Origin of the sequence: Mesorhizobium kowhaii (assembly GCF_003253745.1) — a bacterium.
Classification (GTDB): Bacteria; Pseudomonadota; Alphaproteobacteria; order Rhizobiales; family Rhizobiaceae; genus Mesorhizobium; species Mesorhizobium kowhaii.
In genome coordinates this window covers 160,763-186,542 of the sequence record NZ_MZXV01000013.1, presented here as the reverse complement: position 1 = coordinate 186,542, position 25,780 = coordinate 160,763, and the positions used below count along the sequence as shown (strand labels likewise).

At 62.3% G+C, this 25,780-nt stretch carries 26 protein-coding genes and 1 tRNA gene; 19 read left to right on the top strand and 8 right to left on the bottom strand.

Annotated features, from left to right (window positions below; genetic code table 11):
- Positions 1-35 precede the first annotated feature (35 nt).
- The 4 genes from leuA (at position 36) to B5V02_RS03260 (ending at position 5,510) form a co-directional block, all read left to right on the top strand.
- On the top strand, positions 36-1,799 hold the full coding sequence (gene leuA / locus B5V02_RS03275; RefSeq protein ID WP_111542809.1) for a 2-isopropylmalate synthase: 1,764 nt from the start codon (positions 36-38) through the stop codon (positions 1,797-1,799).
- Positions 1,800-1,982: 183 nt separating this feature from the next.
- Entirely contained in the window at positions 1,983-3,743 is a 1,761-nt protein-coding gene (locus B5V02_RS03270; protein WP_111542808.1) for a tetratricopeptide repeat protein, read from the top strand.
- Positions 3,744-3,974: 231 nt separating this feature from the next.
- Positions 3,975-4,778: an alpha/beta fold hydrolase gene (locus B5V02_RS03265; protein WP_111542807.1), complete on the top strand. Its 804-nt coding sequence runs from the start codon at positions 3,975-3,977 to the stop codon at positions 4,776-4,778.
- A gap of 114 nt (positions 4,779-4,892) precedes the next feature.
- Entirely contained in the window at positions 4,893-5,510 is a 618-nt protein-coding gene (locus B5V02_RS03260; RefSeq protein WP_111542806.1) for a hypothetical protein, read from the top strand.
- Here B5V02_RS03260 and B5V02_RS03255 read toward each other — a convergent pair.
- On the bottom strand, positions 5,494-6,423 hold the full coding sequence (locus tag B5V02_RS03255) for a metallophosphoesterase family protein (RefSeq protein WP_111543705.1): 930 nt from the start codon (positions 6,421-6,423) through the stop codon (positions 5,494-5,496). The genes B5V02_RS03260 and B5V02_RS03255 overlap by 17 nt on opposite strands.
- A gap of 71 nt (positions 6,424-6,494) precedes the next feature.
- Between B5V02_RS03255 and B5V02_RS03250 the strand changes: the two genes are divergently transcribed.
- A complete protein-coding gene (locus B5V02_RS03250; RefSeq protein WP_111542805.1) occupies positions 6,495-6,992 on the top strand; it encodes an NUDIX domain-containing protein in 498 nt (165 codons plus the stop codon).
- A 1-nt stretch (position 6,993) separates the two neighbouring features.
- Here the strand turns inward: B5V02_RS03250 and B5V02_RS03245 are convergent, their stop codons facing one another.
- Complete coding sequence (locus tag B5V02_RS03245; RefSeq protein WP_111542804.1) at positions 6,994-7,983, bottom strand: glutathione S-transferase family protein; 990 nt, start codon at positions 7,981-7,983, stop codon at positions 6,994-6,996.
- A 272-nt stretch (positions 7,984-8,255) separates the two neighbouring features.
- Here B5V02_RS03245 and B5V02_RS03240 point away from each other — a divergent pair, with 272 nt between their 5' ends.
- The 6 genes from B5V02_RS03240 (at position 8,256) to B5V02_RS03215 (ending at position 13,062) form a co-directional block, all read left to right on the top strand.
- The gene (locus B5V02_RS03240) at positions 8,256-8,792 is read left to right on the top strand and encodes a GNAT family N-acetyltransferase (protein WP_111542803.1); all 537 of its coding nucleotides are present in this window, start codon (positions 8,256-8,258) and stop codon (positions 8,790-8,792) included.
- Positions 8,793-8,853: 61 nt separating this feature from the next.
- The gene (locus B5V02_RS03235; protein ID WP_111542802.1) at positions 8,854-9,615 is read left to right on the top strand and encodes a 3-hydroxyacyl-CoA dehydrogenase; all 762 of its coding nucleotides are present in this window, start codon (positions 8,854-8,856) and stop codon (positions 9,613-9,615) included.
- A 6-nt stretch (positions 9,616-9,621) separates the two neighbouring features.
- The gene (locus B5V02_RS03230) at positions 9,622-10,797 is read left to right on the top strand and encodes a CaiB/BaiF CoA transferase family protein (RefSeq protein ID WP_111542801.1); all 1,176 of its coding nucleotides are present in this window, start codon (positions 9,622-9,624) and stop codon (positions 10,795-10,797) included.
- 35 nt (positions 10,798-10,832) lie between these two features.
- Positions 10,833-11,624, top strand: a complete 792-nt coding sequence (locus B5V02_RS03225) for a HugZ family pyridoxamine 5'-phosphate oxidase (protein ID WP_111542800.1) — start codon at positions 10,833-10,835, stop codon at positions 11,622-11,624.
- Between the two features lie 141 nt (positions 11,625-11,765).
- On the top strand, positions 11,766-12,107 hold the full coding sequence (locus B5V02_RS03220) for an ArsR/SmtB family transcription factor (protein WP_111543704.1): 342 nt from the start codon (positions 11,766-11,768) through the stop codon (positions 12,105-12,107).
- Between the two features lie 151 nt (positions 12,108-12,258).
- Entirely contained in the window at positions 12,259-13,062 is an 804-nt protein-coding gene (locus B5V02_RS03215) for a TrmH family RNA methyltransferase (protein ID WP_111543703.1), read from the top strand.
- Between the two features lie 2 nt (positions 13,063-13,064).
- Here the strand turns inward: B5V02_RS03215 and B5V02_RS03210 are convergent, their stop codons facing one another.
- On the bottom strand, positions 13,065-14,201 hold the full coding sequence (locus B5V02_RS03210; protein WP_111542799.1) for a coiled-coil domain-containing protein: 1,137 nt from the start codon (positions 14,199-14,201) through the stop codon (positions 13,065-13,067).
- Positions 14,202-14,309: 108 nt separating this feature from the next.
- Positions 14,310-14,846 carry a DUF1134 domain-containing protein gene (locus B5V02_RS03205; protein WP_245445784.1) on the bottom strand — a complete coding sequence of 179 codons (537 nt, stop codon included), beginning with the start codon at positions 14,844-14,846 and terminating at the stop codon, positions 14,310-14,312.
- Between the two features lie 412 nt (positions 14,847-15,258).
- On the opposite strand from B5V02_RS03205, the gene chpT reads away from it, so the two are divergent.
- Together chpT and B5V02_RS03195 are read left to right on the top strand one after the other, a co-directional pair.
- Positions 15,259-15,888 (top strand): histidine phosphotransferase ChpT, encoded by a 630-nt coding sequence (gene chpT / locus B5V02_RS03200; protein WP_111542797.1) that lies wholly within the window; start codon positions 15,259-15,261, stop codon positions 15,886-15,888.
- A gap of 246 nt (positions 15,889-16,134) precedes the next feature.
- A complete protein-coding gene (locus B5V02_RS03195) occupies positions 16,135-16,503 on the top strand; it encodes a response regulator (RefSeq protein WP_111542796.1) in 369 nt (122 codons plus the stop codon).
- A gap of 172 nt (positions 16,504-16,675) precedes the next feature.
- On the opposite strand, the gene ctrA is transcribed toward B5V02_RS03195, so the two are convergent.
- Positions 16,676-17,371, bottom strand: coding sequence for a response regulator transcription factor CtrA (ctrA, locus tag B5V02_RS03190; RefSeq protein ID WP_006203583.1), 696 nt, complete (start codon positions 17,369-17,371; stop codon positions 16,676-16,678).
- A gap of 452 nt (positions 17,372-17,823) precedes the next feature.
- Between ctrA and B5V02_RS03185 the strand changes: the two genes are divergently transcribed.
- Complete coding sequence (locus B5V02_RS03185) at positions 17,824-18,201, top strand: flagellar export protein FliJ (RefSeq protein ID WP_111542795.1); 378 nt, start codon at positions 17,824-17,826, stop codon at positions 18,199-18,201.
- 108 nt (positions 18,202-18,309) lie between these two features.
- Here the strand turns inward: B5V02_RS03185 and B5V02_RS03180 are convergent, their stop codons facing one another.
- Complete coding sequence (locus B5V02_RS03180; RefSeq protein ID WP_111542794.1) at positions 18,310-18,708, bottom strand: winged helix-turn-helix transcriptional regulator; 399 nt, start codon at positions 18,706-18,708, stop codon at positions 18,310-18,312.
- Positions 18,709-18,797: 89 nt separating this feature from the next.
- Between B5V02_RS03180 and B5V02_RS41400 the strand changes: the two genes are divergently transcribed.
- Positions 18,798-19,130, top strand: coding sequence for a quinone oxidoreductase family protein (locus B5V02_RS41400; protein WP_245445659.1), 333 nt, complete (start codon positions 18,798-18,800; stop codon positions 19,128-19,130).
- A complete protein-coding gene (locus B5V02_RS03175) occupies positions 19,106-19,723 on the top strand; it encodes an NADP-dependent oxidoreductase (RefSeq protein ID WP_245445657.1) in 618 nt (205 codons plus the stop codon). The genes B5V02_RS41400 and B5V02_RS03175 overlap by 25 nt, the downstream gene beginning before the upstream one ends.
- 70 nt (positions 19,724-19,793) lie before the next feature.
- Here B5V02_RS03175 and sciP read toward each other — a convergent pair whose 3' ends face one another.
- Complete coding sequence (gene sciP / locus B5V02_RS03170) at positions 19,794-20,069, bottom strand: CtrA inhibitor SciP (protein ID WP_111542793.1); 276 nt, start codon at positions 20,067-20,069, stop codon at positions 19,794-19,796.
- Between the two features lie 289 nt (positions 20,070-20,358).
- On the opposite strand from sciP, the gene mnmA reads away from it, so the two are divergent.
- Positions 20,359-21,549 (top strand): tRNA 2-thiouridine(34) synthase MnmA, encoded by a 1,191-nt coding sequence (gene mnmA, locus B5V02_RS03165; protein ID WP_111542792.1) that lies wholly within the window; start codon positions 20,359-20,361, stop codon positions 21,547-21,549.
- Positions 21,550-21,699: 150 nt separating this feature from the next.
- On the opposite strand, the gene B5V02_RS03160 is transcribed toward mnmA, so the two are convergent.
- The gene (locus B5V02_RS03160) at positions 21,700-22,665 is read right to left on the bottom strand and encodes a Gfo/Idh/MocA family protein (RefSeq protein WP_111542791.1); all 966 of its coding nucleotides are present in this window, start codon (positions 22,663-22,665) and stop codon (positions 21,700-21,702) included.
- 238 nt (positions 22,666-22,903) lie between these two features.
- Between B5V02_RS03160 and B5V02_RS03155 the strand changes: the two genes are divergently transcribed.
- Together B5V02_RS03155 and B5V02_RS03150 are read left to right on the top strand one after the other, a co-directional pair.
- Positions 22,904-22,980, top strand: a tRNA-Met gene (locus tag B5V02_RS03155).
- A 510-nt stretch (positions 22,981-23,490) separates the two neighbouring features.
- Positions 23,491-25,419: an adenylate/guanylate cyclase domain-containing protein gene (locus B5V02_RS03150; protein WP_111542790.1), complete on the top strand. Its 1,929-nt coding sequence runs from the start codon at positions 23,491-23,493 to the stop codon at positions 25,417-25,419.
- Positions 25,420-25,780 lie beyond the last annotated feature (361 nt).

Below are 25,780 nucleotides of genomic sequence, written 5' to 3'. Positions count from 1 at the left end.
GAGGGTGGATCCGTGAGCCGCCGGGAGAAACGACGATGAACGCACGAGAAGAAATCCGCTCCCATGCCGCGGTAGCCGGCAAGGATGCGGCAAAGGGCACGCCCGACATGGCAGCCCGGGGCATGCCGGACGCAGCCCGCAAATATCAACCCTACCCCACCGTTGGCCTCACCGACCGCACCTGGCCCTCGAAGGTCATCGACAAGGCGCCGATCTGGTGCTCGGTCGACTTGCGCGACGGCAACCAGGCGCTGATCGATCCGATGGGCCACGAGCGCAAGGCGCGCATGTTCGGCCTGCTGCTCGACATGGGCTTCAAGGAGATCGAGATCGGCTTCCCGTCGGCCTCGCAGACCGATTTCGATTTCGCCCGTTGGTGCATCGAGGAAGGCAACGTACCCGCCGACGTCTCGCTGCAGGTGCTGGTGCAGTGCCGGCCGGAACTGATCACCCGCACCTTCGAGGCGCTCAAGGGCGCCACCAACCCGATCGTCCATTTCTACAATTCGACCAGTGAGTTGCAGCGCCGCGTCGTCTTCGAAAAGGACGTCGGCGGCATCAAGCGCATCGCCACCGACGCGGCCAAGATGATCACCGACATGGCGGCCAAGGCCGGCGGCGGCTATCGTTTCGAATATTCGCCGGAGAGCTTTACCGGCACCGAGCTCGAAGTGGCGCTGGAGATCTGCAACGCCGTCACCGAGATCGTCAGGCCGACGCCCGACAACAAGCTGATCATCAACCTGCCGTCGACGGTCGAGATGTCGACGCCCAACATCTACGCCGACCGCATCGAATGGATGTGCCGCAACCTCGACAACCGCGAGAACCTGCTGGTCTCGCTGCATCCGCACAATGACCGTGGCACCGGCATCGCCACCACCGAACTCGGCCTGATGGCCGGCGCCGACCGTGTCGAAGGCACGCTGTTCGGCAATGGCGAGCGCACCGGCAATGTCGACATCGTCACGCTGGCGCTCAACATGTACACGCAAGGTGTCGATCCGGGGATCGACTGCTCCGACATCAACCGGATGAAGGATGTCTACGAATATTCGAACCAGTTGAAGATCCCCGAGCGCCATCCCTATGTCGGCGAGCTCGTCTACACCGCCTTTTCCGGCTCGCACCAGGATGCCATCAACAAGGGCATGAAGGCGCTGAAGAAGGCCAACACGAGCCTGTGGGAAGTGCCCTATCTGCCGATCGATCCGGCCGATGTCGGCCGCAGCTACGAAGCGATCATCCGCATCAACTCGCAGTCGGGCAAGGGCGGCATCGCCTATGTGCTGCAGGCCGATTACGGCCTCAACCTGCCGCGTAATTTGCAGATCGAGTTCAGCCAGGAGATCCAGGCGATCACCGATGCCGAGGGCAAGGAAGTGCCGGTCAGGCGCATCTACGAGCGCTTCGTCGAGACCTATGTCGATCAGCCGGCCGCGCGGCTGAAATTCCTCGATCACCACACCTATCCCAGCACCGAGATCAAGGGCCGTCGCGTCGTCGAGGCGGTCATCCTCGACAACGGCAAGGAAGTGACGATCACCGGCACCGGAACCGGTCCAATCGACGGGTTCGTCGATGCGCTGTCGCGCCATCTCGGCATCGAGATGTCGGTGCTCGATTATTCCGAGCACTCGATGCAGCGCGGCTCGAACGCCTCGGCCATCTCCTATGTCGAGATGGAATATCCTGATGGCAAGCTGTTCGGCGCCGGCATCAATACCAACATCGTCGCCGCCTCGCTGGAAGCGGTGATGTCGGCGGCCAACCGTATCGTCGTCAAAAAGGCCGGTTGACGCACGACCAGAACGAAGGTCGGAACCCTCCCATTCGGTGACCGGTTCCGATCCTTCGCATCATTAACCACCAAAGAATTATCCGGTGGGGTACGTGATCGCATAATGGGTGCATACTTGTGTGGCGGTGCGGGAACTATATGATCGCGCCTCAACCTGTGCCGACTTCGAGAGGATCGACACTTGCAGCATGCCACGCCTGCCGCCCCCGCAGTGCGCGAGACACTGGAGCGACTGCTTGCCAGCCAAACGTTCGGACGATCTGAACGCGCGCGCAAGTTGCTCCGTTATCTTGTCGAACGCGAACAAGCCGGCGAAGCCGATAGGCTCAAGGGCTTCTCCATCGCTATGGATGTTTTCGGCAAGGACGGCGATTTCGATCCGTCCACCGATGCCGTGGTGCGGGTTCAGGCGGGCAGGCTGCGCGAGCTTCTGCAGCATTATTTTGCCAATGAGGGCATTGCCGAGCCGGTCCGCATCGCCATTCCGCGCGGCGGCTATGTTCCTGCCTATGAACTGAACGCGATCCGGTTGCCGGATGTTTCCGCGCTGAAGCTGGACGGCACTGTATCTGCAGATCGGGCCAACGACGCCAGCACGGGCATGCCGGATCCGGTTTTGCCGGCTTCCGCGACGCCCACCCCCTCTGTGGCGCGCCATCTCCGCTTCTTCTGGATGGCGATCACCCTGGTCATCGCCATGCTGGGCGTGCTGATCCTTCGTCAGGGCAGCAGCGCCTTGCTGACCGGCGGCGGCGACATGTCGGCAACGCTTGAGACCGCCGGCGCGACCAGCAGCATTGCGTCATCGGCAATGGCCGACGACCTGCCGCTCGTCCATATCGACGTCAAGGCCGAAGGCACTGACGCCAGCCGTGTCGCCGCGTCGCTGCGCGCCGGCCTGAGCGGCTTCGATACGATCGACTTCATCGGCCGCGACACCGTCACCGATCCGGCCGACGATGCCACCAGCTTCATATTCGACATCCTGCCTGGACCGAACGCAGGCGATATCACCATCGAACTGCAAAGCATGGCGTCCGGAAGGGTGCTTCTTTCACGCAATCTGACCCCTGCCGACAGCGCACCAGCCGCAGTCGAAGACCGTATCGCCGACATGCTGAGTTCGGCGCTTCCCGCCTCGGGCACGATCTACAACTATATCGAGCAGACCGGTGCGCCAAACGGTCTGACGCAATGCCTGCTGCTCAACGACAAATATTATCTCGACCAGAACGCCAGAACCCATGAGGCTGCCTATCGCTGCCTCGAAAATTTGGCCAATGGCGGAGCGACGTCCTCGCTCGTCTATTCGGAACTTGCGTCCCTGCAGGTCGAGGCGGTCTCCGATCATTACGCCTATCCGCCCAATGCGACGATTGAAAAGGCCGTGGAGTTTGCCCATCGCGGCGTGCAGATGGGACCGACCAGCCCTTATGCACATCGCGCCTACGGCTACGTCAGTTCGCGTCTCGGCAATACGTACGAAGCGATCCGCTGGATGCGCAAGGCCTACGAACTCAATCCCTACGATCTCGGCATGGCTGCCGCCTACGGCTACGGGCTGATTTTCGCCGGCCGATACGCGGAGGGAACGCCGATCCTGGCCCATGCGGCGGAGACCTTCAGCGGCCACTCGACATGGTGGGACTACGGGCTGTTCGTCGGCGAATTCATGCTCGGCGACATGAACAAGGCCGTCGCGGCCAGCATGGCACTGAGGACGACGGCAACGAAATCGCACTATCTGGCGGCGCGGCTGATCGGCGCCAAGGTTGCCGGACAGGATAATCTGGTGAGCACGCTGCTGGACGAACTGAACACCAAGTTCCCAAAATTTGCAGCCGATCCGCGCGCGACCTTCGTAGAGCGGAAATATCCGGCCGACCTGACCGACCGGCTGGTCCAAGCTCTGCGCGCCGCCGGACTCGGCAACGCAAGCTAGAAGCAATTCCAGGAAAAGTGACGAACCGCTCTATCTCCAATCGACATCCGCAGATTAGGCGCGCCGCGTCCCAATGGATTTCCTGCGCTCCAACAGCCGAATGCCGGTTGGTGGCCGAGTTCCGTCCGCAACCGTACAAATCGCGAAAATTTTACTGGTCATCACGCTAGACTAGGAGCAATTCAGCCACAGTTGGTGTCGCGCATCCTGCAATAACAAAAATCAGCTTTCATGACCGCATCGCTTTTTGCCGCCGAACAGGGTGCTGGCTCGAGGGCCATAGTCCTGCTGCATGGTTTCGGCGGCAGCCACGATGTCTGGCGCGAGGTGATTTCCTCCCTGGCTCCTGCCACGCACACGCTGGCCTATGATCTGCCGGGGCATGGGCTGTCGCTCGATTTTCCCGCGGCCGGTCCGGCCAAGGTAGCGGCAAGGGCCGTGCTCGCCGATCTCTCAGAACGGAGACTGAAGCGCGTTCATCTCGTGGGCCACTCGATGGGCGGCGCAGTGGCGATGCTGATGGCGCTGGCCGAGCCCGAAAAAGTCGCCTCGCTGACGCTTCTGGCGCCGGGCGGTCTTGGCCCCGAGATCAACGGCCCGCTGTTGCGCCGCTATGCCGGCGCAGCAGACCGGTCTGAGATTCGCGCCTGCCTTGCTGCCATGTCCGGCCCCCACAGCCCGCCCCCGGAGCGCATCGTGGACATGCTTTGCGAGATGCGCGGACGTCCCGGCCAGATGCCGAAGCTGACCGAGATCGCAGCCGCCATGACCTTGGACGATCGGCAAGGCGTCATCCCGCACGATCGTCTCGACGGGCTGAACATGCCGGTGATGGTGGCGTGGGGAACCGACGACGCGGTGCTGCCCTTTACCCAGGCGGATGATCTGCCGTCGCATTTTCATGTCCACCATGTGCTGGAGGCCGGCCATATGCTGGCCGAGGAAGCACCCGACCTCGTCGCCGAGATCATTCGCCGCAACACCAACCGGCGCGCCAGGCCACAGCGCCAGAAATTCGCTGCCGCGGCCAGCTGACCTTTCGCGCACAACACTTAAGCTGGACACGCCTCGATCCCGTTGATCTCGCCAGTGCATTTTGCCGGCGGCTGTGTTAACCCCGTGTTAACCAAACCCGCGAGGCAAACGCCGATGAAGGAAGCAGGCGAGAAGACCATCGATCCGTCGAAGCAACTGTCCGATGCCGTCCGTGATGTGAAGAATGCCTTCGCCGACCGCGACGACGTCGTCGTCGATATGCGCGAGGCCCATCGCATGCGCCTCGATCTGCTTGCCGCCGAACTGGCGCCGGTTTTTGCCGACGTTCCCGCCGACATGGACAATTTCGACTTTGTCGTCTCGTCCGGCTTGCAGCCGCGCCTGTGGATCGACGCCGTCAGCCATGTCGCCATGGGGCGCGACCGCCGCACCTATCGCTTCCTCAAGGACACCCGCATCGGCCGGGTGGTGCTTGCCGAATCGACCGAGATGAAGCCCGTTGCGGATCAGGTGACGCGCTATGTCGCCGAGCGGATCGTTGAGCGTCAGAGGATGATGGAAGGCGGGGTCGAACTGGCTGTCGCCGGCATGAAACGCGCCGATGTACTGGAAGCCGAACCGCCACTGCGGTCGACGACGCGCAGCAAGCGCTGGTCGGCCTTTCTGTCCGGCCTTGGCGTGATCGCCGCCGGCGCGCTGGTCGGACTGGCGGTGTCGGTCGTCCTGTTCTGGGACCGCATCGTCGCCATGGTTCTCAGCTTGCGGCCATAGCCGCGCCGGCCTCCGCGCCAAGCTCCAGCGTCTGCAGATCGGATGGCGGTATGGCAGGCCCGGTCAGGCCGCGCCGCGTCAGCCGGATCCGCCAATTGCCCTTTTCGCCATCGATGTCGAACAGATTGTACTGCGCCGCCGGGTGCTTGCCGCCCGGCGCCTGACCGGCGGCAGCGACGCCGACCACCGGAACCTTGGCGCCCCGGTTGCCGATGAAGAACAGCGACGGCAGATGCGAATGGCCGTGCAGGACAAGTTCGGCGCCATGGCCGCGGATGATCTTGTGGAAGCGGGCAATGCCGAACAGCCGCTTGTGCTGAGGGACGGCGCCGCGCACCGGCGGATGATGGATCATGATCGCGCGAAACAGCCCTTGTCTGGCCGTCGTGTCGAGCAGCTTGCCAAGCCGTTTCGCCTGACCCTCCATGAAGAAGCCGTTGGCCATGAACGGCGCCGTGGCACGCGCCGTCGAGACGCCGATCAGCGCAACATCGCCGCGCACGCGTAGATAAGGAAAGGCATTACGGTCGACCGGCGTGTTGATGCCGTCGCCGCTCATCCACGCCGCCCAGGACCGGCAGATTTTGTCGAAGGCGCCGGGCACATAGGCGTCGTGGTTTCCAGGAACGACTGAAACATCATGCGGCGATCCCAGCGTTTCCAGCCAGTGCCTGGCCATCTCGATCTCGCCGTCGAGCGCCAGATTGACTAGGTCGCCGGTGACGGCGAGGTGATCCGGCGTGTTCGCCTTGATGTCGGCGACGATCGCGTCGATGACGGCATCATGCATGTGGCGGCGGCGGTTGCGCTGCCAGTTGACGTAGCCGAGCACGCGCTTGGAGGCGAGATCACGATAGGATACATCGGGGAGCGGCCCCAGATGGACATCGGAAATATGCGCGAGCCTGAACATCCATCCTTCATAGGCGACGGGCGCCCCGCTTTCCACCCAAGGTTTCCTTTCCACCCACGGTTTCGCACCTAATGGAGACTGATCCGGAAAAGACCTTCCGCCAGACCGGTTGGGCGGGCCTCCGGGCCCGGCTGTTCCATCTCTATTTCGTGCTGCGGCGGCCGATGACGCTTGGCGTGCGCGGTCTCGTCCACGACACCGCGTCCAATTCCATCTTCCTCATTCGCCACACTTATGTGCCGGGCTGGCAGCTTCCCGGCGGCGGCGTCGAAGCCGGCGAGACGCTTGCCGAGGCGCTGGCGCGCGAACTGGCCGAGGAAGGCAACATCGCACTGACTTCGCCGCCGGCGCTGAAGTCGATGCATTTCAACCGTCGCGCCAGCCGGCGCGACCATGTCGGTTTCTATCTGATCGAGCATTTCAGCCAGACGACGCCGAAGCTGCCGGACCACGAGATCGCCGAGTCCGGCTTCTTTCCCCTGGACCGTTTACCGGAAGGCACGACGCCAGCGACGCTACGGCGGATCGCCGAGGTTTTTGGCTGCGAGCAGCCCTCGCCCTACTGGTAGGTCACGCCGCTTTCTTGAACCGCATGCGGTCATGCGGCGCGCCATAGTCGAGTTCCGGGCCAACCGGCACGATCCGCGTCGGATTGATGGTCTCGTGGCTGCCGTAATAATGCGCCTTGATGTGGTTGAGGTTCACGGTCCCGGCGACGCCAGGCACCTGGTAGAGGTCGCGCAGATAGTTGGACAGGTTCGGGTAGTCGGCGATGCGGCGCAGATTGCATTTGAAATGCCCGACATAGACCGGGTCGAAGCGCACCAGCGTGGTGAACAGCCGCCAGTCGGCTTCGGTGATGCGATCGCCCACCAGATAACGTTGCTTTGAGAGGCGGTCGTCCAACGTGTCGAGAGCCGAGAACAGTTCGCCGAACGCTTCCTCATAGGCGCCTTGCGTGGTGGCGAAGCCGGCGCGATAAACGCCGTTGTTGACGGCGGGATAGACCAGCGCGTTGATCGCATCGATCTCGCCGCGCAGCGCCTTCGGATAGAAATCGAGGCTGGCATCGCCCCATTCGTCGAAGGCCGAATTCAGCATCCGGATGATCTCGGAGGATTCGTTGGAGACGATGGTCTGCTCCTTTTTGTCCCACAGAACCGGCACCGTCACCCGGCCCGAATAGGCAGGATCGGCCCTGGTGTAGATCTGGTGCAGAAAGTCGAGGCCGTAGAGCGTGTCGCCGGTTGCGCCATCCTGCGCCGCGAACGTCCAGCCATTGGCGCCCATGAAATGATGCACCACCGACACCGAAATGATGCCTTCCAGCTTCTTCAGCGCGCGCAAGATCAGCGTCCGGTGCGCCCACGGGCAAGCAAGCGAGACGTAGAGGTGATAACGGCCAGGCTCTGCCTTGAAGCCGCGGCTGCGGCCCTCGGCCGGCGTCCCGTCGCGGGTGATCCAGTCGCGCCACTGCGATTGCGCCCGCACGAACTTGCCGCCGCTATCCTTGGTGTCATACCAGCGGTCCTGCCATTTGCCTTCGACCAGCAATCCCATCGAATGTCCTTTCCTGCTTGGCTCCCATGTAGGGTGCGAAGCCACGCCGTGGAAATCACCTAGCGCTGAACAGACCGTCAAGCGGACGGGTGGACCAGCAAGCCGCCGATTGCAGCGGCAAGAAATTGATGCTAGCGGACAATCCGCATGTTCGACTTTGCTTGGATCCGGTTTGACCGACGACGAAAGGGCGCCCGCGCTTGATGAAGCGCTGACTGGCGAATGCTGCCGTTTGCAGCAAACCTTTCCTCCGATACCGGAACGCAAAGACCATGAGCCTTGCCGACGTGAAATACCTGCCGGAAACCCCGGCGCATGACCTCCAGATCGAAGCCATCAATGAAGAAGCCTTCGGGCCCGGCCGCTTCGTGCTGGCCGCCTACAAGATCCGCGAGGCGGGCGGGCACGAACGCTCGCTGTCCTTTGTCGCTGTCGACGGCGACCTCGTCGTCGCCTCGGTGCGCATGACCCGCATCGCTGCCGGTGCTGGCCGCGCGTTGATGCTCGGGCCGCTTGCGGTGCGGCCAACCTTCAAGAATCTCGGCATCGGTCGCCGGCTGGTGGCGATCGCGCTGGAGGCCGCCGCCAAGGCCAACGCGCCCGCCGTGATGCTGGTCGGTGACGAGCCCTACTACGGACCGCTCGGTTTCAAGCGGATCCCGCGCGGCCAGATTTCGATGCCGCGCCCTGTCGATCTCGACCGGTTGCTGTCGCACGAGATCGCACCGGGCGCGGTCGCCAAGCTTTCCGGCGAGGTCTGCCACGCCGAACAGGCCAGGGTTGCCGAGCATATCGCAGCGATGGCTTGACCTTCCCCGTCGATCTGGCGCCTGATCCGTTTCACTGTCCCTGAGATCAAAGGATGTCGGCATGAACCCGAATGGCCAGATCGCGATCGTTACCGGCGGCGGCTCCGGTCTTGGCGAGGCAACGGCGCGCGCGCTGGCCGCCAAGGGCGCCCGCGTTGCCATCTTCGATGTCGGTATTGATCGCGCGGTGAAGGTCGCGGCCGAGATCGGCGGTATTGCCGTCCAATGCGACGTCAGCAATGCCGAGAGTGGAACTGCCGCTCTCGCCGAGGTCGCGGCCAAGCTTGGCGAGCCGCGTATCCTGGTCAATTGCGCCGGCATCGCCATCGGCATGAAGACGATCGGCAAGGATGGTCCGCATCCCCTCGATCAGTACCGCAAGGTGATCGAGGTCAATCTGATCGGCACGTTCAACATGATCCGCCTCGTCGCCGACCACGCCGCGAAGCTCGATCCGCTGCAAGGCGGCGAGCGTGGCGTCCTCGTCAACACCGCTTCGGTGGCCGCCTATGACGGCCAGATCGGCCAGGCCGCCTATGCGGCGTCCAAGGGCGGCGTCGTCGGCATGACACTGCCGGTGGCGCGCGACCTCGCCCGTTCCGGCATCCGTGTCTGCACCATCGCGCCCGGCATCTTCAAGACGCCGATGATGGCCGGCATGCCGCAGGACGTGCAGGATTCGCTGGGCGCCGCCGTGCCCTTCCCGTCCCGCCTCGGCGAGCCATCCGAATATGCGGCGCTTGCGCTGCACATCATCGAAAACCAGATGTTGAATGGCGAGACCATTCGTATCGACGGCGCCATTCGCATGGCGCCGAAATAGCCGGTCATGAGCGCCGGCCTGTCCGCTGCCGGGAAGACCGGTCCGCTTGCCGGACTGAAAGTGATCGAGATGGCCGGCCTTGGCCCCGTGCCGCTGGCCGGCCTGATGCTGTCGGAGATGGGCGCCGAAGTCCTGCGCATCGAACGGGTAGAATCGGACCGAGCTCTCCCGTCGCTGCCGGATGAATACAACATCGACCGTCACGGCCGCGCCATCCTGCGCCTCGACCTGAAACGCCGGGAAGGCACCGATCTGGTGCTGCGCCTCGCCGAAAAGGCGGACATGTTGCTGGAAGGGTTTCGCCCCGGTGTCATGGAGCGGCTGGCGCTCGGCCCGGAAGCGGCGCTGGCGCGCAATTCTGCGCTGATCTACGGCCGCATGACCGGCTTCGGCCAGGACGGGCCGCTGGCGGGCCGCGCCGGCCACGACATCACCTACCTCGCCTATTCAGGCCTGCTGCACGCAATTGGCCACGCTGACAACCGCCCCGTCCCGCCGCTCAACCTCGTCGCCGACTACGCTGGCGGTGCCGTGATGCTGGTTGCCGGCGTGCTGGCCGCCCTGTTCCAACGATCGCGCACGGGCAAGGGCGAGGTAATCGACGCCGCGATGATCGAAGGCGCCTCGATGCTGGCGGCGCCCGTGCACGCCTTGATGGCGGCCGGCTTGTGGAGCGACAGGCGCGGCGCGAACCTGCTTGATTCCGGCGCCCCCTTCTACGACACCTATGAGACATCAGACGGACGCCATGTCGCCATCGGCTGCCTCGAGCCGCAATTCTTCGCCGAATTCGCCAGTCTGCTGCCGCTCGACGAGCGTTTTGTACGTGGCCAGTACGACAAGGCACTGTGGCCGCCGATGCGCGCAGCCATTGCCGATCGGGTCCGGCAGAAATCGCGCGACGACTGGGACCGGCTGTTTGCCGAAACCGATGCCTGCGTTGCCCCCGTCCTATCACTGCAGGAGGCCAAGCATCACCCACACAATCGGGTGCGCAACGCCTTTGTGACGGCGGGCGCATTTGAGCGCCCGGCCCCGGCGCCGCGTTTCTCCGGCTCGCGGCCGACACTGGCGACCAAGCCCGCCGACAACGATCTCGCCCCGTCGACAGTGCTTGCACGCTTCGGGTTTTCGAAAAACGAGATTGACGGCCTTGTCAAATCCGGTTTGTTTGACAGATAAGCGGAGAGGTAAAATCAACTTATTGCGGTGATGCCTTGGACGAACCGAAGAAGGACGTGATCCGCGCGACGGACGCCGAGGCGATCCGACTGGGCAAGACGCTCCTGCGCAGCGCCCGCTTTGGCGCGCTGGCAGTGATCGAAGCACAGACAGGTTCGCCGCTGGTCAGCAGGGTCGGCGTGGCCACCGACATCGATGGCGCGCCGCTGATCCTGGTGTCGATGCTCTCGGCGCACACCGGCGCCTTGCTTGCCGATGCGCGCTGTTCCCTGCTGCTTGGCGAACCCGGCAAGGGCGACCCGCTGGCGCACCCGCGCCTGACACTGATCTGCCAGGCGGCACGGATTGAGCGCGGATCGAGCGAACACGCCCGCACCGAGCGCCGTTATCTCAACCGCAATCCCAAGGCGAGACTCTACGCCGGTCTCGGCGACTTTTCGATCTTCCGCCTCGAGCCGCAACGCGCCAGCCTCAACGGCGGCTTTGGCAAGGCCTATCAGCTCGATCGATCGCATCTGCTCACCAGCGGACCGATCGTCGAGGACCTGGCGGCGAGCGAACAATCCGCCATCGATCATATGAACGCCGACCATCTCGATGCGATCGCCGTTTATGCACAGCATTTTGCGAACGTGTCCGGCAAAGGTTGGATTATTGCCGGATTCGATGCCGATGGCATGGATCTGGTGTCGGGTGACGATGTCTGCCGGGTCTTCTTTCCGCAACCCTTGGCGGCGGCGCCCGAATTGCGTCCCATTCTGGTCGATATGGTCAGGACCGGCCGGGCCGCGGCCGACGCCAAAATTGAACTAAATCATGCTGAATAAAAAGCAACACTTGAGATTTGAAGGAAATGTTCTACCTTTTATCGGTGACGCTGAATCGCAGCGCCCATTCACAGCTGAGTTTATGGAATCAGATGCCATTGCCCCCATGGCGTCAGGATGAACAAGAAGCATGGGGGATCGATGGTCTCGACTAAGCTAATCGCGAATGCCGGATCGGCAGCCGAATTTCTCATGCTGATGGGCAATGAGAAACGGCTGTTGATCATGAGCTATCTGATCGACGGTGAAATGTCGGTCGGCGCCATCGCCGAGAAGGTGATGCTCAGTCAATCCGCCCTGTCGCAGCATCTGGCCAAGTTGCGGGCGCTCGACCTCGTCGACACCCGTCGCGACCGGCAGATGATCTACTATTCCTGCAAATCCGATGCCGTGCGCGAACTGCTCGGCATGCTGGACGGCATTTTCGGCGGCAAGGAGGACCTCTCCCAGATGGCGCACCGTTTGCGTCGCGCCGGAACCTGACCGCCCTATAGCCACTTACCTCGCCGACCCTTTCAGGACGATGTGCGTATAGCTGATCGTCCTGAATTGTCGCATCGTGCTTTCCGAACCAAAGGTGAGCCTCGGCAATCGGTCCGGATTTTTGGGCCGCTGCGGTGGCCACGAGGAACGCATGGATCCCATTCGCATCGACGACCCGCAAGACCCGCGCGTTGCCGCCTATCTCGATATCCGCGAGCGTGACCTTGCGGGCCGGCAAGGCCGCTTCGTCGCCGAAGGCAAGGTGGTGCTCGACCTGCTGCTCTCGACTGGGCGCTTTGGCGCCGAATCGATGCTGATCTTGGAAAACCGGCTGGCCGGCCTCGAGGGCATCCTGCGCAAGGCGCCGGCGGACCTGCCGGTCTATGTCGCCGCCGGCGCGGTGATGGATGCAATCGCCGGGTTTCATATGCATCGCGGCATCCTGGCCATAGGCCGCAAGGGGACGCCGCGGTCGGCCGAGGCCCTGCTCGATGCCTTGCCGGCCCGCGCGCTGGTCGTGGTGCTCGTCGGCATCGCCAACCATGACAATATGGGTTCGATCTTCCGCAACGCCGCCGCCTTTGGCGCCGATGCGGTGCTCATGGACGCAACATGCTGCGATCCGCTCTACCGCAAGGCGATCCGGGTTTCCGTCGGCGCCGCGCTCAAGATACCTTTCGCGTCATTCACCGACACCGACGGCTTCTCGCCAATGCTCGCCCAACGGAGCTTCGCGCAATTCGCGCTGTCGCCACGCGGGCAGACCGACATACGCGATGCGCGGCGAAGCGAGCGCCTGGCGCTCTATCTCGGCACCGAAGGCGAAGGCTTGCCGGACAGCCTGCTCGCACGCCTGCACACCGTGCGGATTTCTATGTCGGAAGGCTTCGACAGCCTGAACGTCGCCGCAGCGTCAGCCATCGCGCTGCATCATTTCTCGGCAAACAGGAACTGATCTCAGCTTGCTGCGTCAGCCTTCTGCAGCGCCCGCACCCGATCTGCAAGACTGCGGTCACCGTTGCCGGAGCGAGCATCCGACGGTGCCGCCAATGCCTTGGCGATCGGCGAATCAGGTCCTTCGAGCTTGGCCGTCAGGTGGACGACCTCCGCTGCCAGTTCGTTCATCTGCTCGCGCAAGGCGGAGCTGCCATCCGCGGGATTGGACGCGGCCAGCGCGGTGAGATCCGCCTTCAGCCGCTTGTTCTCGAGCGCCAGCGCCGTCAGCCTCGCCTCGAGCCGCTCGCGGTCGCTGTCGAGCTTGGCGATTGCCTTGTCGAAATCATCGCTCTTGGCGATATCGCCGCCCCTGCCGACCAGCCGCAGCGCCGGCGTGCTGTCCTCGGCTTTCAATTTGTCGCGCAGCCGCGCCAGTTCCTTTTCGCGACGGTCGAGCTTGTCCTCGCGATCGGCAAGAGTGGCCAGCAGCCGCTCGACCTTCTTGTCGAGCTCGGCGGTCCTTTTCTTCTCGGCTTTCACGGCGTCGCGCGCGGCCTTGCTTTCGGCCGCGATCTCCTGGCCGCGCCTGTCCGCCTCCTTGCGCTGGCCGCGCAGCAGCGCGATGTCGCTGGCGAGTTTCTGCATCTCGGATTCGCGCGCCACGAGTTCGATCTGCCGGCTGCTGGAGGAGAAGCTGGCGTCGTCATACATGCGCCCCAGCTTTTCGAGCTCGAGCGCGCGCTTCTCCAGCTTGCGTTCGGTTTCCTTGAGCCGGTCCGACAGACGGTGCAACTCCTCCTCGCGCTGCCGCAGCATTTCGCTCTTGGCACCCAGTTCGCTCAGCGCCTGGTTCTTGTCCATGCGCTCGATCGCCAGGCCCTTCATCGCCTCGTGGCCGCGACTGATCTCGACGAGCTGTTCGGCCGCCTTCTCGCGCAAAGCCTTGACGCTGATTTCGAGGCGGCGCGTCGACATGGCGTATTCGGCGCGGACGCGATCCTTGTCCGCCAGGATCTCGGTTTGCGTCAGAGGTATCGAGGCTTCGATGCGTTTGCGCGTCAGGGCGACGGCACGGCGCCATATCGCCGGAGCAACCATAACCGCCAGAAAGCCGGCGCAGAGAAAGCCGAGGACGAAGAACAGGACCGACTGAACCAAGTGACTACCCGTTTGTGGACGGCAACCGCTAATGCTGGATTGTGCCACGTTGGCATGGCGGAAATCCAGCGTTGCGGCAAGCGTTTGCCGCAACGGAACGGGTTTAGCTCAGAACGGATTCCAAGTGGCGCGTTCGGTAAGCTTCAGATAGCCGAGATTGACGCCGAGCCGGGCACCAACGCCGGTGCGGATCGGCACCAAAAGCACATTGTTGTTCTTCAGCACGTTGAAACCGACGCCGGCCACCACATAGGCCGAACCGGCGACGCCGCCATAGCGGTTGTAGAGGTTGCCCACATCGTCGAGATTGTAGACCAGCATCATCACCCGCGACCCCTCGCCGCCGAAATCCCAGCCGAGCGACGGGCCTTGCCAGAACACTTTGTGATCGCCGGCATTCTTGGTGTAGAGCGTGCCTTCGCCATAGGTCAGGCCGCCGATCAGCGCGCCCGAGCCCTCTTCGCCCAGCAGATAGCCGTTGGGCAGTCCGTAGGAAGCAAAAATCTTCTCGATAACCGTGGCCAGACCGCCCGATGTCGCGCCGAAGAACTTGTGACCGGAATCGACAATCTCTTGAGCGGTATATTCCTGGGCTCGCAGGGTCGAAGTCGAGAAGACGAGAACGCCCATGAGCGCGACCGCCATTGAGACGACACGGACAAATGTCCGGTCTGTGACACGGAAAAAAGTCCGGTCGTAGAATCGGGAAAACATGCTTCCAATCTCCGTCAGGGAGCACTTTCGCCGACGCCTCGCACCCGTACGGCTCTTTTAGCCGGCCGTTAAGGGTAACTGTTACGGGCAAACTATGCCGTAATCCTTTTTCAACCATTAAGCTCGCACATGAACATGGCGGTTCAAAGGCTGTTTTGGCTCGCTCAGGTGGGGTCGGCGGCCTGCGCGAACGCGCCATTTGCCATAACCACAATTTTGGATTTGTTGCTGCACGCACGGGCGCTGTGTATTCAGAAGGCCCGAGGGAGAGCGTGATTCGTGTGGGCGGCGACGAATCGATCGCTCGGCCATGAGTTATGAAATTTTGCAGGGATTTTTGCCGATGGCCGATCTGTTCACCCTTTCCGCACCCGATCTGGCAGCGCTTTTGTGCAGCCGGGTCTGCCACGACATCATCTCGCCGGTCGGCGCGATCAACAATGGGCTCGAACTGCTCGACGAAGGTGGCGCCGACGAGGACGCCATGAAACTGATCCGCCAGAGCGCCCGCAACGCTTCGGCCCGCCTGCAGTTCGCCCGCATCGCTTTCGGCGCCGCCGGCTCGGCCGGCATGCTGATCGATACCGGCGATGCCGAAGCGGTCGCCATCGCCTTCCTCAAGAACGAAAAGCCGGAACTGACCTGGAACGGACCCCGCGCGCTGCTGCCCAAGAACAAGGTCAAGCTGCTGCTCAACCTGCTCCTCGTCGCCAACGCCGCCATTCCGCGCGGCGGCAAGCTTTCGGTGACGTTGGAAAACCTCGAAACCGAGCCACGTTTCGCGCTTGCGGCGAGCGGCCCGATGCTGCGCGTGCCGCCGAAATTCCTCGAACTGCATTCCGGCCACAAGCCGGAGGAACCGATCGACGCGCATTCCGTGCAGCCCTATTACACTCTGCTTCTGGCGCGCGAAGCCAACATGACGATATCGATCCACGCGACGCCGGAAGAAATCGTGCTTTCAGCCGCCTGAAATTCACGCCAACGCCCTAGAGCAGCGAAGTATTTCAATTCGTAATACCTGCTGCGGCATCTCGATCGAGGTGAAATGAGCTTCACCGGGCGGGTCACGCCGAAGCATTGCGAAGAACAGCCCGCAAACGGCATCTTTGCAAAAATTTTACCTAAACGCTTTTCGGCTTCTTTACCAGATCGGCCTATGGTGCCTTTCGGATGCCCCCGACGCTACCGGATTGCCAACAGGCAAAAGGACCCGGAAATGAAACGCTGCATGTTCGTCGACGATTCAAGTGTCATCAGGAAGGTTGCAAAACGCATCCTGGGCGGCTCCGACATGGTTGTCATCGAGGCAGCCAGCGGACTTGACGCGCTGGAGATGTGCGCTGCCGACATGCCTGACATCATCGTCGTCGACGGCGCCTTGCCGGACGTGGCGGCGGTCGATCTCATCCGTCGCGTGCGCGCCATGGAGAGCCCGATAAAGCCGCAGATCCTGATTTCACTGGTCGAGCTCGATATCGCTTCGATCATGCGGGCCAAGCGCGCCGGCGCCCAGGGCTATCTCCTGAAGCCGTTCAACCGGCCGCAACTTCTCGAGCGTTTTCGCACCTTGAAGATCGCCGCCTGAGTCGGCGGCCTGGAACAATTCCAGGAAAAGTGTGTAACGGTTTTCCCGGGAAAGCGCGTAGCGCTTTCCCTTAGGGAATTGCGTAAAAACAAATAGTTATCAGCCCATCACGAAAAAACCCGGCCGGAGCCGGGCTTTTTTGTCGAAGAAAAGTTCGGACGGTGTTCGTCGCTCAGGCGCTGACGCGGATGTCTTCCGGTTCGCGCAGCACATAGCCGCGACCCCAGACCGTCTCGATGTAATTCTGGCCGCCGGATGCCGCGTCGAGCTTCTTGCGCAGCTTACAGATGAAGACGTCGATGATCTTCAGCTCGGGCTCGTCCATGCCGCCATAGAGGTGGTTGAGGAACATTTCCTTGGTCAGCGTGGTGCCCTTGCGCAGCGATAGCAGCTCCAGCATCTGATATTCCTTGCCGGTGAGGTGCACGCGCTGGCCGCCGACTTCAACGGTCTTGGCATCGAGGTTGACCACTAGGTCGCCCGTGGTGATGACCGACTGGGCATGGCCCTTGGAGCGCCGCACGATGGCATGAATGCGGGCGACCAGCTCATCCTTGTGGAACGGCTTGGTCATGTAGTCGTCGGCACCGAAGCCGAGGCCGCGTACCTTGTCCTCGATGCCGGCCATGCCGGAGAGGATGAGGATCGGCGTTTTCACCTTGGACAGGCGAAGCGTTCTCAAGACTTCATAGCCCGACATGTCAGGCAGGTTGAGATCGAGAAGGATGATGTCGTAGTCGTAGAGCTTGCCTAGATCGACACCCTCTTCACCGAGGTCGGTCGTGTAGACATTGAAACTTTCCGATTTCAGCATCAGTTCGATGCTTTGTGCGGTTGCACTGTCATCTTCTATCAGCAGAACACGCATTTCATTCCCCTTTTCTGCTGCCGGACCATTTCACGACCCGTCCGGACCCGGAGCAGTGGTTGCCTTGTGCAGAGGCTGCCATCAAATGGTTAACAAAACCTAATTTCCCGTCCACGACGGTACCAGATTTTTTAACCTCTTTCTACACCCTCTTGAATCTAATAACGAATCACAGAACCCAATTCCTAATGCAACACATTAACAACCTGGACTAAGCGACTCCAGAGACTCATCGACGCGGCTCCCGCATCGGCGGCCGGAATTTTTACCCGGCCTTAAGTCCTGACCCGTATGATTAACAATGCCCGTAAACGAATGGTTACCGCCGGCAAAAAACTTTAGGGTTTTGTTTCCCATAGTTCGGGGAAAGCCGGTGGACACGGGTGACGCTTGGGCCGTTCCAAGTGGTTTGGACGATATGTGCGGGTGTGCGTTTCCGGGAGTACCGAATCATGAAGTCACGTGAAAACCTCGTTCGGCTGAAACAGTTTCAGGTGAATGAGAAGCGGCGGCAGCTGCTGCAGCTCGACATGATGATCGCCGAGTTCGAGCGCATGGCCGTCGAACTGGAGCTTCAGATCACCGCCGAAGAAAAGAAAGCCGGCATCACCGACATCAACCATTTTGCCTATCCGACCTTTGCCAAGGCGGCGCGTTTGCGTCGCGACAACCTCAGAAATTCGCAAAGCGACCTCGCCCAGCAGCGAAGCACTGCCGAATCATTACTCGGCGAAGCTGAAGCGGAGCTTTCCAAGGCTGAAATGCTCGAATCGCGCGACACCAAGATTCGCGAATCCGAGGTCGGTGGCCGCAGCGCCATGATCGGCTGAAGTCGGGTCTGTCCGCGACGTCGGCGTTTGCCGGCGAGCGCAAAATTCGGCTTCCGGCCTTGGCCGGACGGCCACGAAAGGCTCGATTGAGCAGAGCTGAGAGCTCCGCTAAGCGGCCCAATCGCCTTCATTTTCGGCAGCCGCCCGCGCCCTGGCCTCTTTGATGTCGGGCGCATGCTGTTCCGACCAGGACCTGATCTGGTTGAGCAGTCCCGCCAGATTCTGACCAAGGTCGGTCAATTCATATTCGACACGCGGCGGAATGACAGGGAAGATCTCGCGCCGCACCAGGCCGTCGCGCTCGAGCACGCGCAGCGTCTGCGTCAGCATCTTTGGCGTGATGCCTTCGAGCTTGCGGGCAAGCTCGCCATTGCGCAGCCGGCCTTTGCGCAGCGCGCAAACCACCAGATAGACCCATTTGCTGGCCAGCATCTCGAGCACGGTGTGCGAAGCACATGTCCGCCGGTACGCATCATAGCCGAAAGGAGAACCGTCACCACTATCCATGGGGTACCTATATATCAAATAGGTACATACTGGACAAGAGACTATTACTATCCAAGTGATAGTGGCACCAACCAAGTAGGAGACATCCCATGCGTGCCGTTATCCAGAATTCCGTTGGCGGACCCGACGTCCTTGTCATCGCCAATCGGCCTGACCCCACACCAAAGGCCGGCGAGGTGCTGGTCCGTGTCAAGGCAGCCGGCATCAATCCGGTCGATGGCTCCGTCCGCGCTGGCTATTACTCCCTGCTCGGCGAGCCGCCCTTCATCCTGGGCTGGGATATCTCGGGAACCGTCGAGGCGCTGGGCGCCGGCGTCACCCGCTTCAAGGTCGGCGACGAGGTGTTCGGCATGCCGCGCTTCCCCAAGCAGGCGGCCCTTACGCCGAACTGGCGGCTGTGCCAGCCGATGAAATCGCGCTGAAGCCGAAGGGCGCCGACCAGGTCCAGGCAGGTGCATTGCCGCTGGCCGGCCTCACCGCCTGGCAAGGCCTCGTCCGCCATGGCGGACTGAAATCAGGCCAGCGCGTGCTGATCCACGCCGCAGCCGGCGGCGTTGGCCATCTGGCGGTGCAAATCGCCAAGGCGCGCGGCGCTTACGTCATCGCCACCGCCAGCCCGCAGAAGCTCGATTTCGCCCGCTCGCTCGGCGCCGATGAGGTTCTCGACTACACCAAGGGCGATTTCGCCGACAAGGTTCGCGACATCGATCTCGTACTGGAGCCTATTGGCGGCGACCATGCCAAACACTCGCTGAAGGTGCTCAAGCGCGGCGGCGTGCTGGTGTCGTTGCTCAATGTCAGCGACGCGACGAAGACGCAGGCCAGCGCGCGGGGCATCCGGGTCGAGCGCATGTCCGTCGTGCCAGACCGCGAAGGCCTGCTGGAACTCGCCCGGTTGATCGATGCGAACAAGCTCACCGTCCACGTGGCGAAAAGCTTCCCGCTCGAGCAGGCAGGTGCCGCTCACGCCTTTCTCGCCACCAGGCCGATCGGCAAAGTGGCGCTGACGGCCTGAGCGCCAAAAGATCGCCTCGAAAACAAAAGGGCGCGGATTGCCGCGCCCTTTGATCGTGTTTAGACCGACTCTAATGCCGGTATTGCTGGATGCGCGTCGTGCGCAGCCCGGCAAGGCCATACTCGTCGATCGACGCCTGCCAGGACAGGAATTCCTCGGTGGTGAGCTTGTAGCGCTGGCATGCCTCGTCAAGGCTCAAGAGCCCGCCGCGCACCGCAGCAACCACTTCCGCCTTGCGCCGGATAACCCAGCGACGTGTATTCGTCGGCGGCAGATCGGCAATCGTAAGAGGGCTGCCGTCAGGCCCGATAACATACTTGACTCTCGGTCTAATCAGATCGGTCATCGTACTCTCTACAAAAAACTCAAAGACCCAATCCCCGCCACGTTACCGCCACAGCTTTAAAAATTGCCTAAGCAGACCCTAATGACTAGGTAAGGATCATGAACGCCGCGTTAGTCTTTTCGTCGGCATTTGAAACATCAGCCTGGAAGCGCCGGCGCCACGCGGAAAAATCTCTCCATTCGCCAGACCGGTCGCTGCCTGTCGATCGGCCGTGCAAGCTGGCGTAGCCGGAAAGCTTGACCTATATTCCCGTCATTGGCATTCAGGCGCCGCGCAGAACGAAAGAACCATGAACAGCCTCGATCTTCCCGGACGTCCCGAAAACACCCGCATCGTCGTCGCCATGTCGGGCGGTGTCGATTCGTCCGTCGTCGCCGGCCTGTTGAAGCGCGAGGGCTATGACGTCGTCGGCGTCACCTTGCAGCTCTACGACCATGGCGCGGCGACGCACCGGGCCGGCTCATGCTGCGCCGGACAGGACATCGACGATGCCCGCCGGGTGTCGGAGACGCTTGGCATTCCGCACTATGTGCTCGACTACGAGGAACGCTTCCGCAAGGCGGTCATCGATCCCTTCGCCGAGAGCTACGTCGCCGGCGAGACGCCGATCCCGTGCGTTTCCTGCAACCAGACGGTGAAGTTCGCCGATCTTCTGGCCACCGCCAAGGAGCTTGGCGCCGACGCGCTGGCCACCGGCCACTATATCCGCTCCGGCGCCAATGGCGCCCACCGCGCGCTTTTCCGGCCGGTCGACGCCGACCGCGACCAGAGCTATTTCCTGTTTGCCACCACGCAGGCGCAGATCGACTATCTGCGCTTCCCGCTTGGCGGCCTGTCGAAGCCGCAGGTTCGCGCCATCGCCGAGGAGATGGGGCTGACGGTTGCCGCCAAGCAGGACAGCCAGGACATCTGCTTCGTGCCGCAAGGCAAATACTCCGACATCATCGCCAAGCTGAAGCCGACTGCTGCCAATCCGGGCGACATCGTCCATATCGACGGCCGCGTGCTCGGCCGCCACGAAGGCATCCTGCGCTACACGATCGGCCAGCGTCGTGGCATCGGCATCGCATCCGGCGAGCCGCTTTACGTCGTCCATCTCGACGCCGACCGCGCCCGCGTCGTGGTCGGCCCGCGCGAGGCGCTGGAGACACACAAGATCTATCTGCGCAACATGAACTGGCTGGGCGACGGGCCGCTGGCCGATGTCCCCGCCGGCGGCCTGGAGCTGTTCGCCAAGGTCCGTTCGACGCGCCCGCCCCGCCCTGCCGTGCTGCATCACGGCAATGGCGCCACATGGGTGGAACTGGTCGACGGCGAATCCGGCATCGCGCCCGGACAGGCCTGCGTGCTCTATTCCGATGACGGCAACGAAGCGCGCGTGTTCGGCGGCGGCTTCATCGAGCGCTCGGAGCGTGGCGCCGAGGCCGAAGCCATGCTGACCCGGCTTGCCGCCAGGCCGGCGCAGATCCCCGCCGAGTAAACCGCTACCCTCTCAGAGACTGTTTCGAAATTCGCTCTGGCGAGTCATGTGATGGTGGTTCCGTAGCGCAGCGGACACTTGGTCCGTGAGCAACGGAAGCGCAGAAAACGCCATCAGATGGCCGCGAGAGTAGAGTTTCCAAACGGGCTCTCAGGAATTGGACGTGGTGTGCGTGACCGTACCCGCGGTCAGGATACGCAACACCCTGATCGCTTCCTCGCCGCAGGTGCGCGGCTCGGCCCGCGTTTCGATGCACTGGATGAAATGCTCCAGCTCGCGCGTCAGCGGCATGCCTTGGGCAACCGCGACATAGGACGGCTCATTGGTGGTGAAGGCCCATTGGCCGCTGTCCTGCCACACAGCGTGACGGTAGACGGCAAGCTTGCGTTCCCATGGTTCGACGTCATCGAACACCGCCATCGCCTTGGTGCCGACCACGGTCAGCCGCCGCTCGCGATAGGGATTGAGCCGCGAGGTGAAGAGATGGCTGCGCAGGCCGTTGGGAAAACGCATGTGCAGATGCGCGAAGTCACTGAGATTGTCGAGCAGGGCAGCGCCCTCGCCGCGCACCTCGATCGGTTCGGTGCCGGTGATCGCCAGGATCATCGACAAATCGTGCGGCGCCAGGTCCCACAGCGCGTCGTTCTCGGTGTGGAACTTGCCGAGCCCGAGCCGATGCGAATGGATGTAGCGGACTTCGCCGAGCTCGCCCTTGTCGATCAGCCCCTTCAGCGTCTCGAAGGCGGGATGGAAACGCAAGACATGGCCGACCATGAAGACGCGGCCATTGTCCTTGGCCGCCTGCACCGCGCGCTCGGCGTCCGGCACCGTCAGCGCGATCGGCTTTTCCACCAGCACGTCCTTGCCGCTCTCGACGGCGCGCACGGCAAGGTCGGCATGGAATTGCGGCGGCAACGCCATGATGATGGCGTCGATATCGTCACGGACGAACAGCTGGTCGGGCTCGATCGCCAGGCAGTCCTGCTCGCTGGCGAAACCTTCGGCGCGAGCCCGGTTGGCGTCGGAGACCGCGTGCAGCGCGCCGAGCGCCTTGAGGGTGCGGATGTGGTTGCTGCCCCAGTATCCGCAACCGAGGACTGCAATGCGCGGTTTCATCTGTTTCAACTCTAAAAACTCGTGGCCGAGACATAGCGACGTGCCCCTGCGAACTCAACCCCGGCGGCAGCAACCAAATGTCTGCGCGGCAAAGCTTTTCGACAACGACAATAAGCCGGCACGGCGGTTGCTTCGAAGCTTGACAGGCTCACCCTCCCAACCTTATATCCGCGCGACCTTGGCGAACGCCCCGACATGCCTTTCGATTTGAGGCGGATTTCGGGCCTTTCGCCGTCCTGGCGGGGTAGCTCAGTTGGTTAGAGCACGGGAATCATAATCCTGGGGTCGGGGGTTCAAGTCCCTCTCCCGCTACCACCTTCAAAGTCCAAACAATTCTCCGGTCCCCTCACGGCTTCCCGAAAGCCCAGCGTTTGCGGGATGTTCCGCCGAAAGCCGGGGAGAGCGTAAACACCGTTCTCGCCCTAACTGCTCTCCGAATGTCCATCATTCTCCGAAGCTGGGGAGTAGCCCCAAAAATCCCCAGGTTTTGACCCCAGCAATATCAATGCTTTAGCGCCGGCCTTAATGCGAACAGTCTTGCGTTTCGCTCGCTTGTCAAAAACGAACCACAAACTATGCCATTGCTCGCCAGATCGGCTTGCGCCGAAAGCGGCCATCCACACGCGCGGTCTTCAATGACCTCGGTTGGCCGACAGCGGAATGGCGGCTCTTGGCGTCTGAAGAAGATAGCGGACGTTCAGCCCGTTACGGTTGCCGAACAGCGGACTGGCGCCGCATCCGCTTAACGGATGCGAAGGCGGCGCGCTGGTCCCGGCACGTCGATGGGTGTAGGGTTCTCCGCCATACCTTCGAAGTGGCGCGATCATGCCTGTCCCTCCGCTCAACCGTAAGCTGTTGGCGATCCTGGCGGCCGATATGGTCGGCTACTCAAGCGCGATGGAAGCGGACGAGGCCGGCACCATCGCGCGGCTGAGGGCCATTCGCGCCGAACTGACCGATCCCGCGATTGCCAGTCACCATGGCCGCATCGTCAAGCTGATCGGCGACGGCGCGCTCGTCGCCTTCGACAGCGTGGTTGACGCGGTAATATGTGCCGCGGAGATCCAGCAGGCAGCTGCGAAGCGTAATGCCGGCCTGCTGGCGGCAGAGCGGATCGTGTTTCGCATTGGAATCAATCTGGGCGATGTGGCGCTGGTAGAGGGCGATGTCTATGGCGACGGCGTCAACGTGGCAGCTCGGCTGGAGCAGTTGGCCGAGCCGGGCGGCGTGATGGTGTCGGGCACGGCATACGATCATCTCCAGGGCAAGCTTGATTGGCCGCTCGATTTCGCCGGCGAGCAGCAGGTCAAAAACATCAGCCGCCCAGTGCGGACATACCGGCTGAGACTCGACGGCAAACGGATGCGCCGCCCGCTTCTCGGAATGATGCCGCGCTGGACCGGGACGGCTGCGGCGGTCATCGGGGTGCTGGCTCTGGCGGGTGGAGGGACCTGGTGGTTCTTTCAGCCTGCACCACTGGGGGCCAAGCCGTCGGTCGCGGTGCTGCCCTTCAATAATTATGGCAGCGACGAGGCCACCGGGCGTTTGGCCGATGGCTTGACTGAGGATATCATCACCGACCTCGCGCGGTTTCCCGAACTTGAGGTCGTGGCCCGGAATTCGACGGAAGTTTACAAAGGTAAGCCGGTGGACGCCCGCCAGGTCGCAAGCGCGCTCCGTGTCGGCTTCGTGCTGGAAGGCTCTATCCAGCGGCAAAATGGGCGGGTGCGGATCACCGCGCAGTTGATCGATGCAAAAACCGGCAACCATCTTTGGTCGGATCGTTGGGACCGGCCCGCTGAGGATGTGTTCGCCGTCCAGACCGAGATTGCAGAGCAAGTCACCAACCGTCTGGGCGGCGGCGTAGGGTTGATTCAGGCGGCCGGGCGGGCCGCGGCCAAACGTAAACGACCTGAAAACCTGAATGCCTATGATTTCTATCTGCTCGGGACCGAGAAGATTGAAAAGCTCACAAAGGCGGATGAAGAGGAGGCCATCACGCTCCTCAACCGCGCCGTCGAGCTGGACCCCGCGCTGGCCCGCGCCTGGGTGGAACTTTTTCATGCTCATGTTCTATTGGGTATCTTTGGTGTCAATCCCGAGAGCAATTACAAGGCGGCTGCCGATGCGGCCGAACGCGCGGTGCAGCTTGATCCGAGCGACGCTGAAGCACACGTGGTGTTTGGTATGAGTCTTTCCGATAAGGGCGACAACGCCCGCGCCAAGGTTGAGATGGACACTGCCCTTCGTCTTGCTCCCGGTTCGTCTGAAATTCTGACTTTCTATTCCGGCTTTGCAGCACGCTTCGGTGAACCCGAACGCGGCGCTCAGATGGTCGATCAAGTAATGCGGCTCGACCCGAACTACCCGATGTGGACGTCCAACTTCTTCTCCGGTGCTTATTTTATGGCCGGCCGGTATGAGGACGCGTTGAAGATGCTGGAGCGCATGACGCCTAACAACTACCAAAAGTGGAATTGGGTGGTGCGTAGCAGTTCGCTCGCAGGCTTAGGCCGGATCGAAGAGGCGAAGACCTCCGTTATGGAAGCGCTCAAACGCCACCCTGACTTGACCGTCGAGAGCATCATCAACGAGCCGGGCATGAGCGCTACCGAGCGTCGGCGCTACATGGAGACAATGCCGCTCGCTGGCTTCCCGGCGTGCGCCAAGCCCGAGGCGCTGGCAAAGCTCGCCAAACCAGTGCGGCTGCCGGCATGCGAGGCAGCGCAGGCGCAGCCTCTCGGGCAGCCATAGAACGCAAAGGACGTGAGCCGCTGATCGCCGCGGGATTGGCGGGCCGCTGTCGCCGAGGGTTGGACGCGATGACGCATATGGTTGTGACGCCGCGCGAAGCTCCCGCTAGCGAACGAAGAACTTAGGGTCAAACGCTGAAGTGAGGATCCCTACAGTGGACGGCTCAGCAAGTGAATTCTGAGCGTTGCGGCTATGTCAGGAATGGGCCGACAGCGGACTGGCACCTTCAGGCTGCGTATCTTCAAGACCGGACATTCAGGTCGGCGCGGGCATCGTCGTGAGCTGACCCAGGGCAGACGTTCGCATTTTGACGGGGGAGGTCAGCAAAGGGTGGAAAAATGTCGTGCGAGAGGACTCTCGG

Coding starts and splice junctions, on each gene's coding strand:
- B5V02_RS03255 (WP_111543705.1), bottom strand. CDS start 6,423: ATGTTCAGGCTCGCGCATATTTCCGATGTCCATCTGGGGCCGCTCCCC.
- B5V02_RS03250 (WP_111542805.1), top strand. CDS start 6,495: ATGGAGACTGATCCGGAAAAGACCTTCCGCCAGACCGGTTGGGCGGGC.
- B5V02_RS03150 (WP_111542790.1), top strand. CDS start 23,491: ATGCCTGTCCCTCCGCTCAACCGTAAGCTGTTGGCGATCCTGGCGGCC.
- B5V02_RS03265 (WP_111542807.1), top strand. CDS start 3,975: ATGACCGCATCGCTTTTTGCCGCCGAACAGGGTGCTGGCTCGAGGGCC.
- B5V02_RS03240 (WP_111542803.1), top strand. CDS start 8,256: ATGAGCCTTGCCGACGTGAAATACCTGCCGGAAACCCCGGCGCATGAC.
- B5V02_RS03260 (WP_111542806.1), top strand. CDS start 4,893: ATGAAGGAAGCAGGCGAGAAGACCATCGATCCGTCGAAGCAACTGTCC.
- B5V02_RS03245 (WP_111542804.1), bottom strand. CDS start 7,983: ATGGGATTGCTGGTCGAAGGCAAATGGCAGGACCGCTGGTATGACACC.
- B5V02_RS03160 (WP_111542791.1), bottom strand. CDS start 22,665: ATGAAACCGCGCATTGCAGTCCTCGGTTGCGGATACTGGGGCAGCAAC.
- B5V02_RS03205 (WP_245445784.1), bottom strand. CDS start 14,846: ATGGCGGTCGCGCTCATGGGCGTTCTCGTCTTCTCGACTTCGACCCTG.
- B5V02_RS41400 (WP_245445659.1), top strand. CDS start 18,798: ATGCGTGCCGTTATCCAGAATTCCGTTGGCGGACCCGACGTCCTTGTC.
- leuA (WP_111542809.1), top strand. CDS start 36: ATGAACGCACGAGAAGAAATCCGCTCCCATGCCGCGGTAGCCGGCAAG.
- sciP (WP_111542793.1), bottom strand. CDS start 20,069: ATGACCGATCTGATTAGACCGAGAGTCAAGTATGTTATCGGGCCTGAC.
- B5V02_RS03230 (WP_111542801.1), top strand. CDS start 9,622: ATGAGCGCCGGCCTGTCCGCTGCCGGGAAGACCGGTCCGCTTGCCGGA.
- B5V02_RS03235 (WP_111542802.1), top strand. CDS start 8,854: ATGAACCCGAATGGCCAGATCGCGATCGTTACCGGCGGCGGCTCCGGT.
- B5V02_RS03185 (WP_111542795.1), top strand. CDS start 17,824: ATGAAGTCACGTGAAAACCTCGTTCGGCTGAAACAGTTTCAGGTGAAT.
- B5V02_RS03195 (WP_111542796.1), top strand. CDS start 16,135: ATGAAACGCTGCATGTTCGTCGACGATTCAAGTGTCATCAGGAAGGTT.
- B5V02_RS03215 (WP_111543703.1), top strand. CDS start 12,259: ATGGATCCCATTCGCATCGACGACCCGCAAGACCCGCGCGTTGCCGCC.
- chpT (WP_111542797.1), top strand. CDS start 15,259: ATGGCCGATCTGTTCACCCTTTCCGCACCCGATCTGGCAGCGCTTTTG.
- mnmA (WP_111542792.1), top strand. CDS start 20,359: ATGAACAGCCTCGATCTTCCCGGACGTCCCGAAAACACCCGCATCGTC.
- B5V02_RS03220 (WP_111543704.1), top strand. CDS start 11,766: ATGGTCTCGACTAAGCTAATCGCGAATGCCGGATCGGCAGCCGAATTT.
- B5V02_RS03180 (WP_111542794.1), bottom strand. CDS start 18,708: ATGGATAGTGGTGACGGTTCTCCTTTCGGCTATGATGCGTACCGGCGG.
- ctrA (WP_006203583.1), bottom strand. CDS start 17,371: ATGCGTGTTCTGCTGATAGAAGATGACAGTGCAACCGCACAAAGCATC.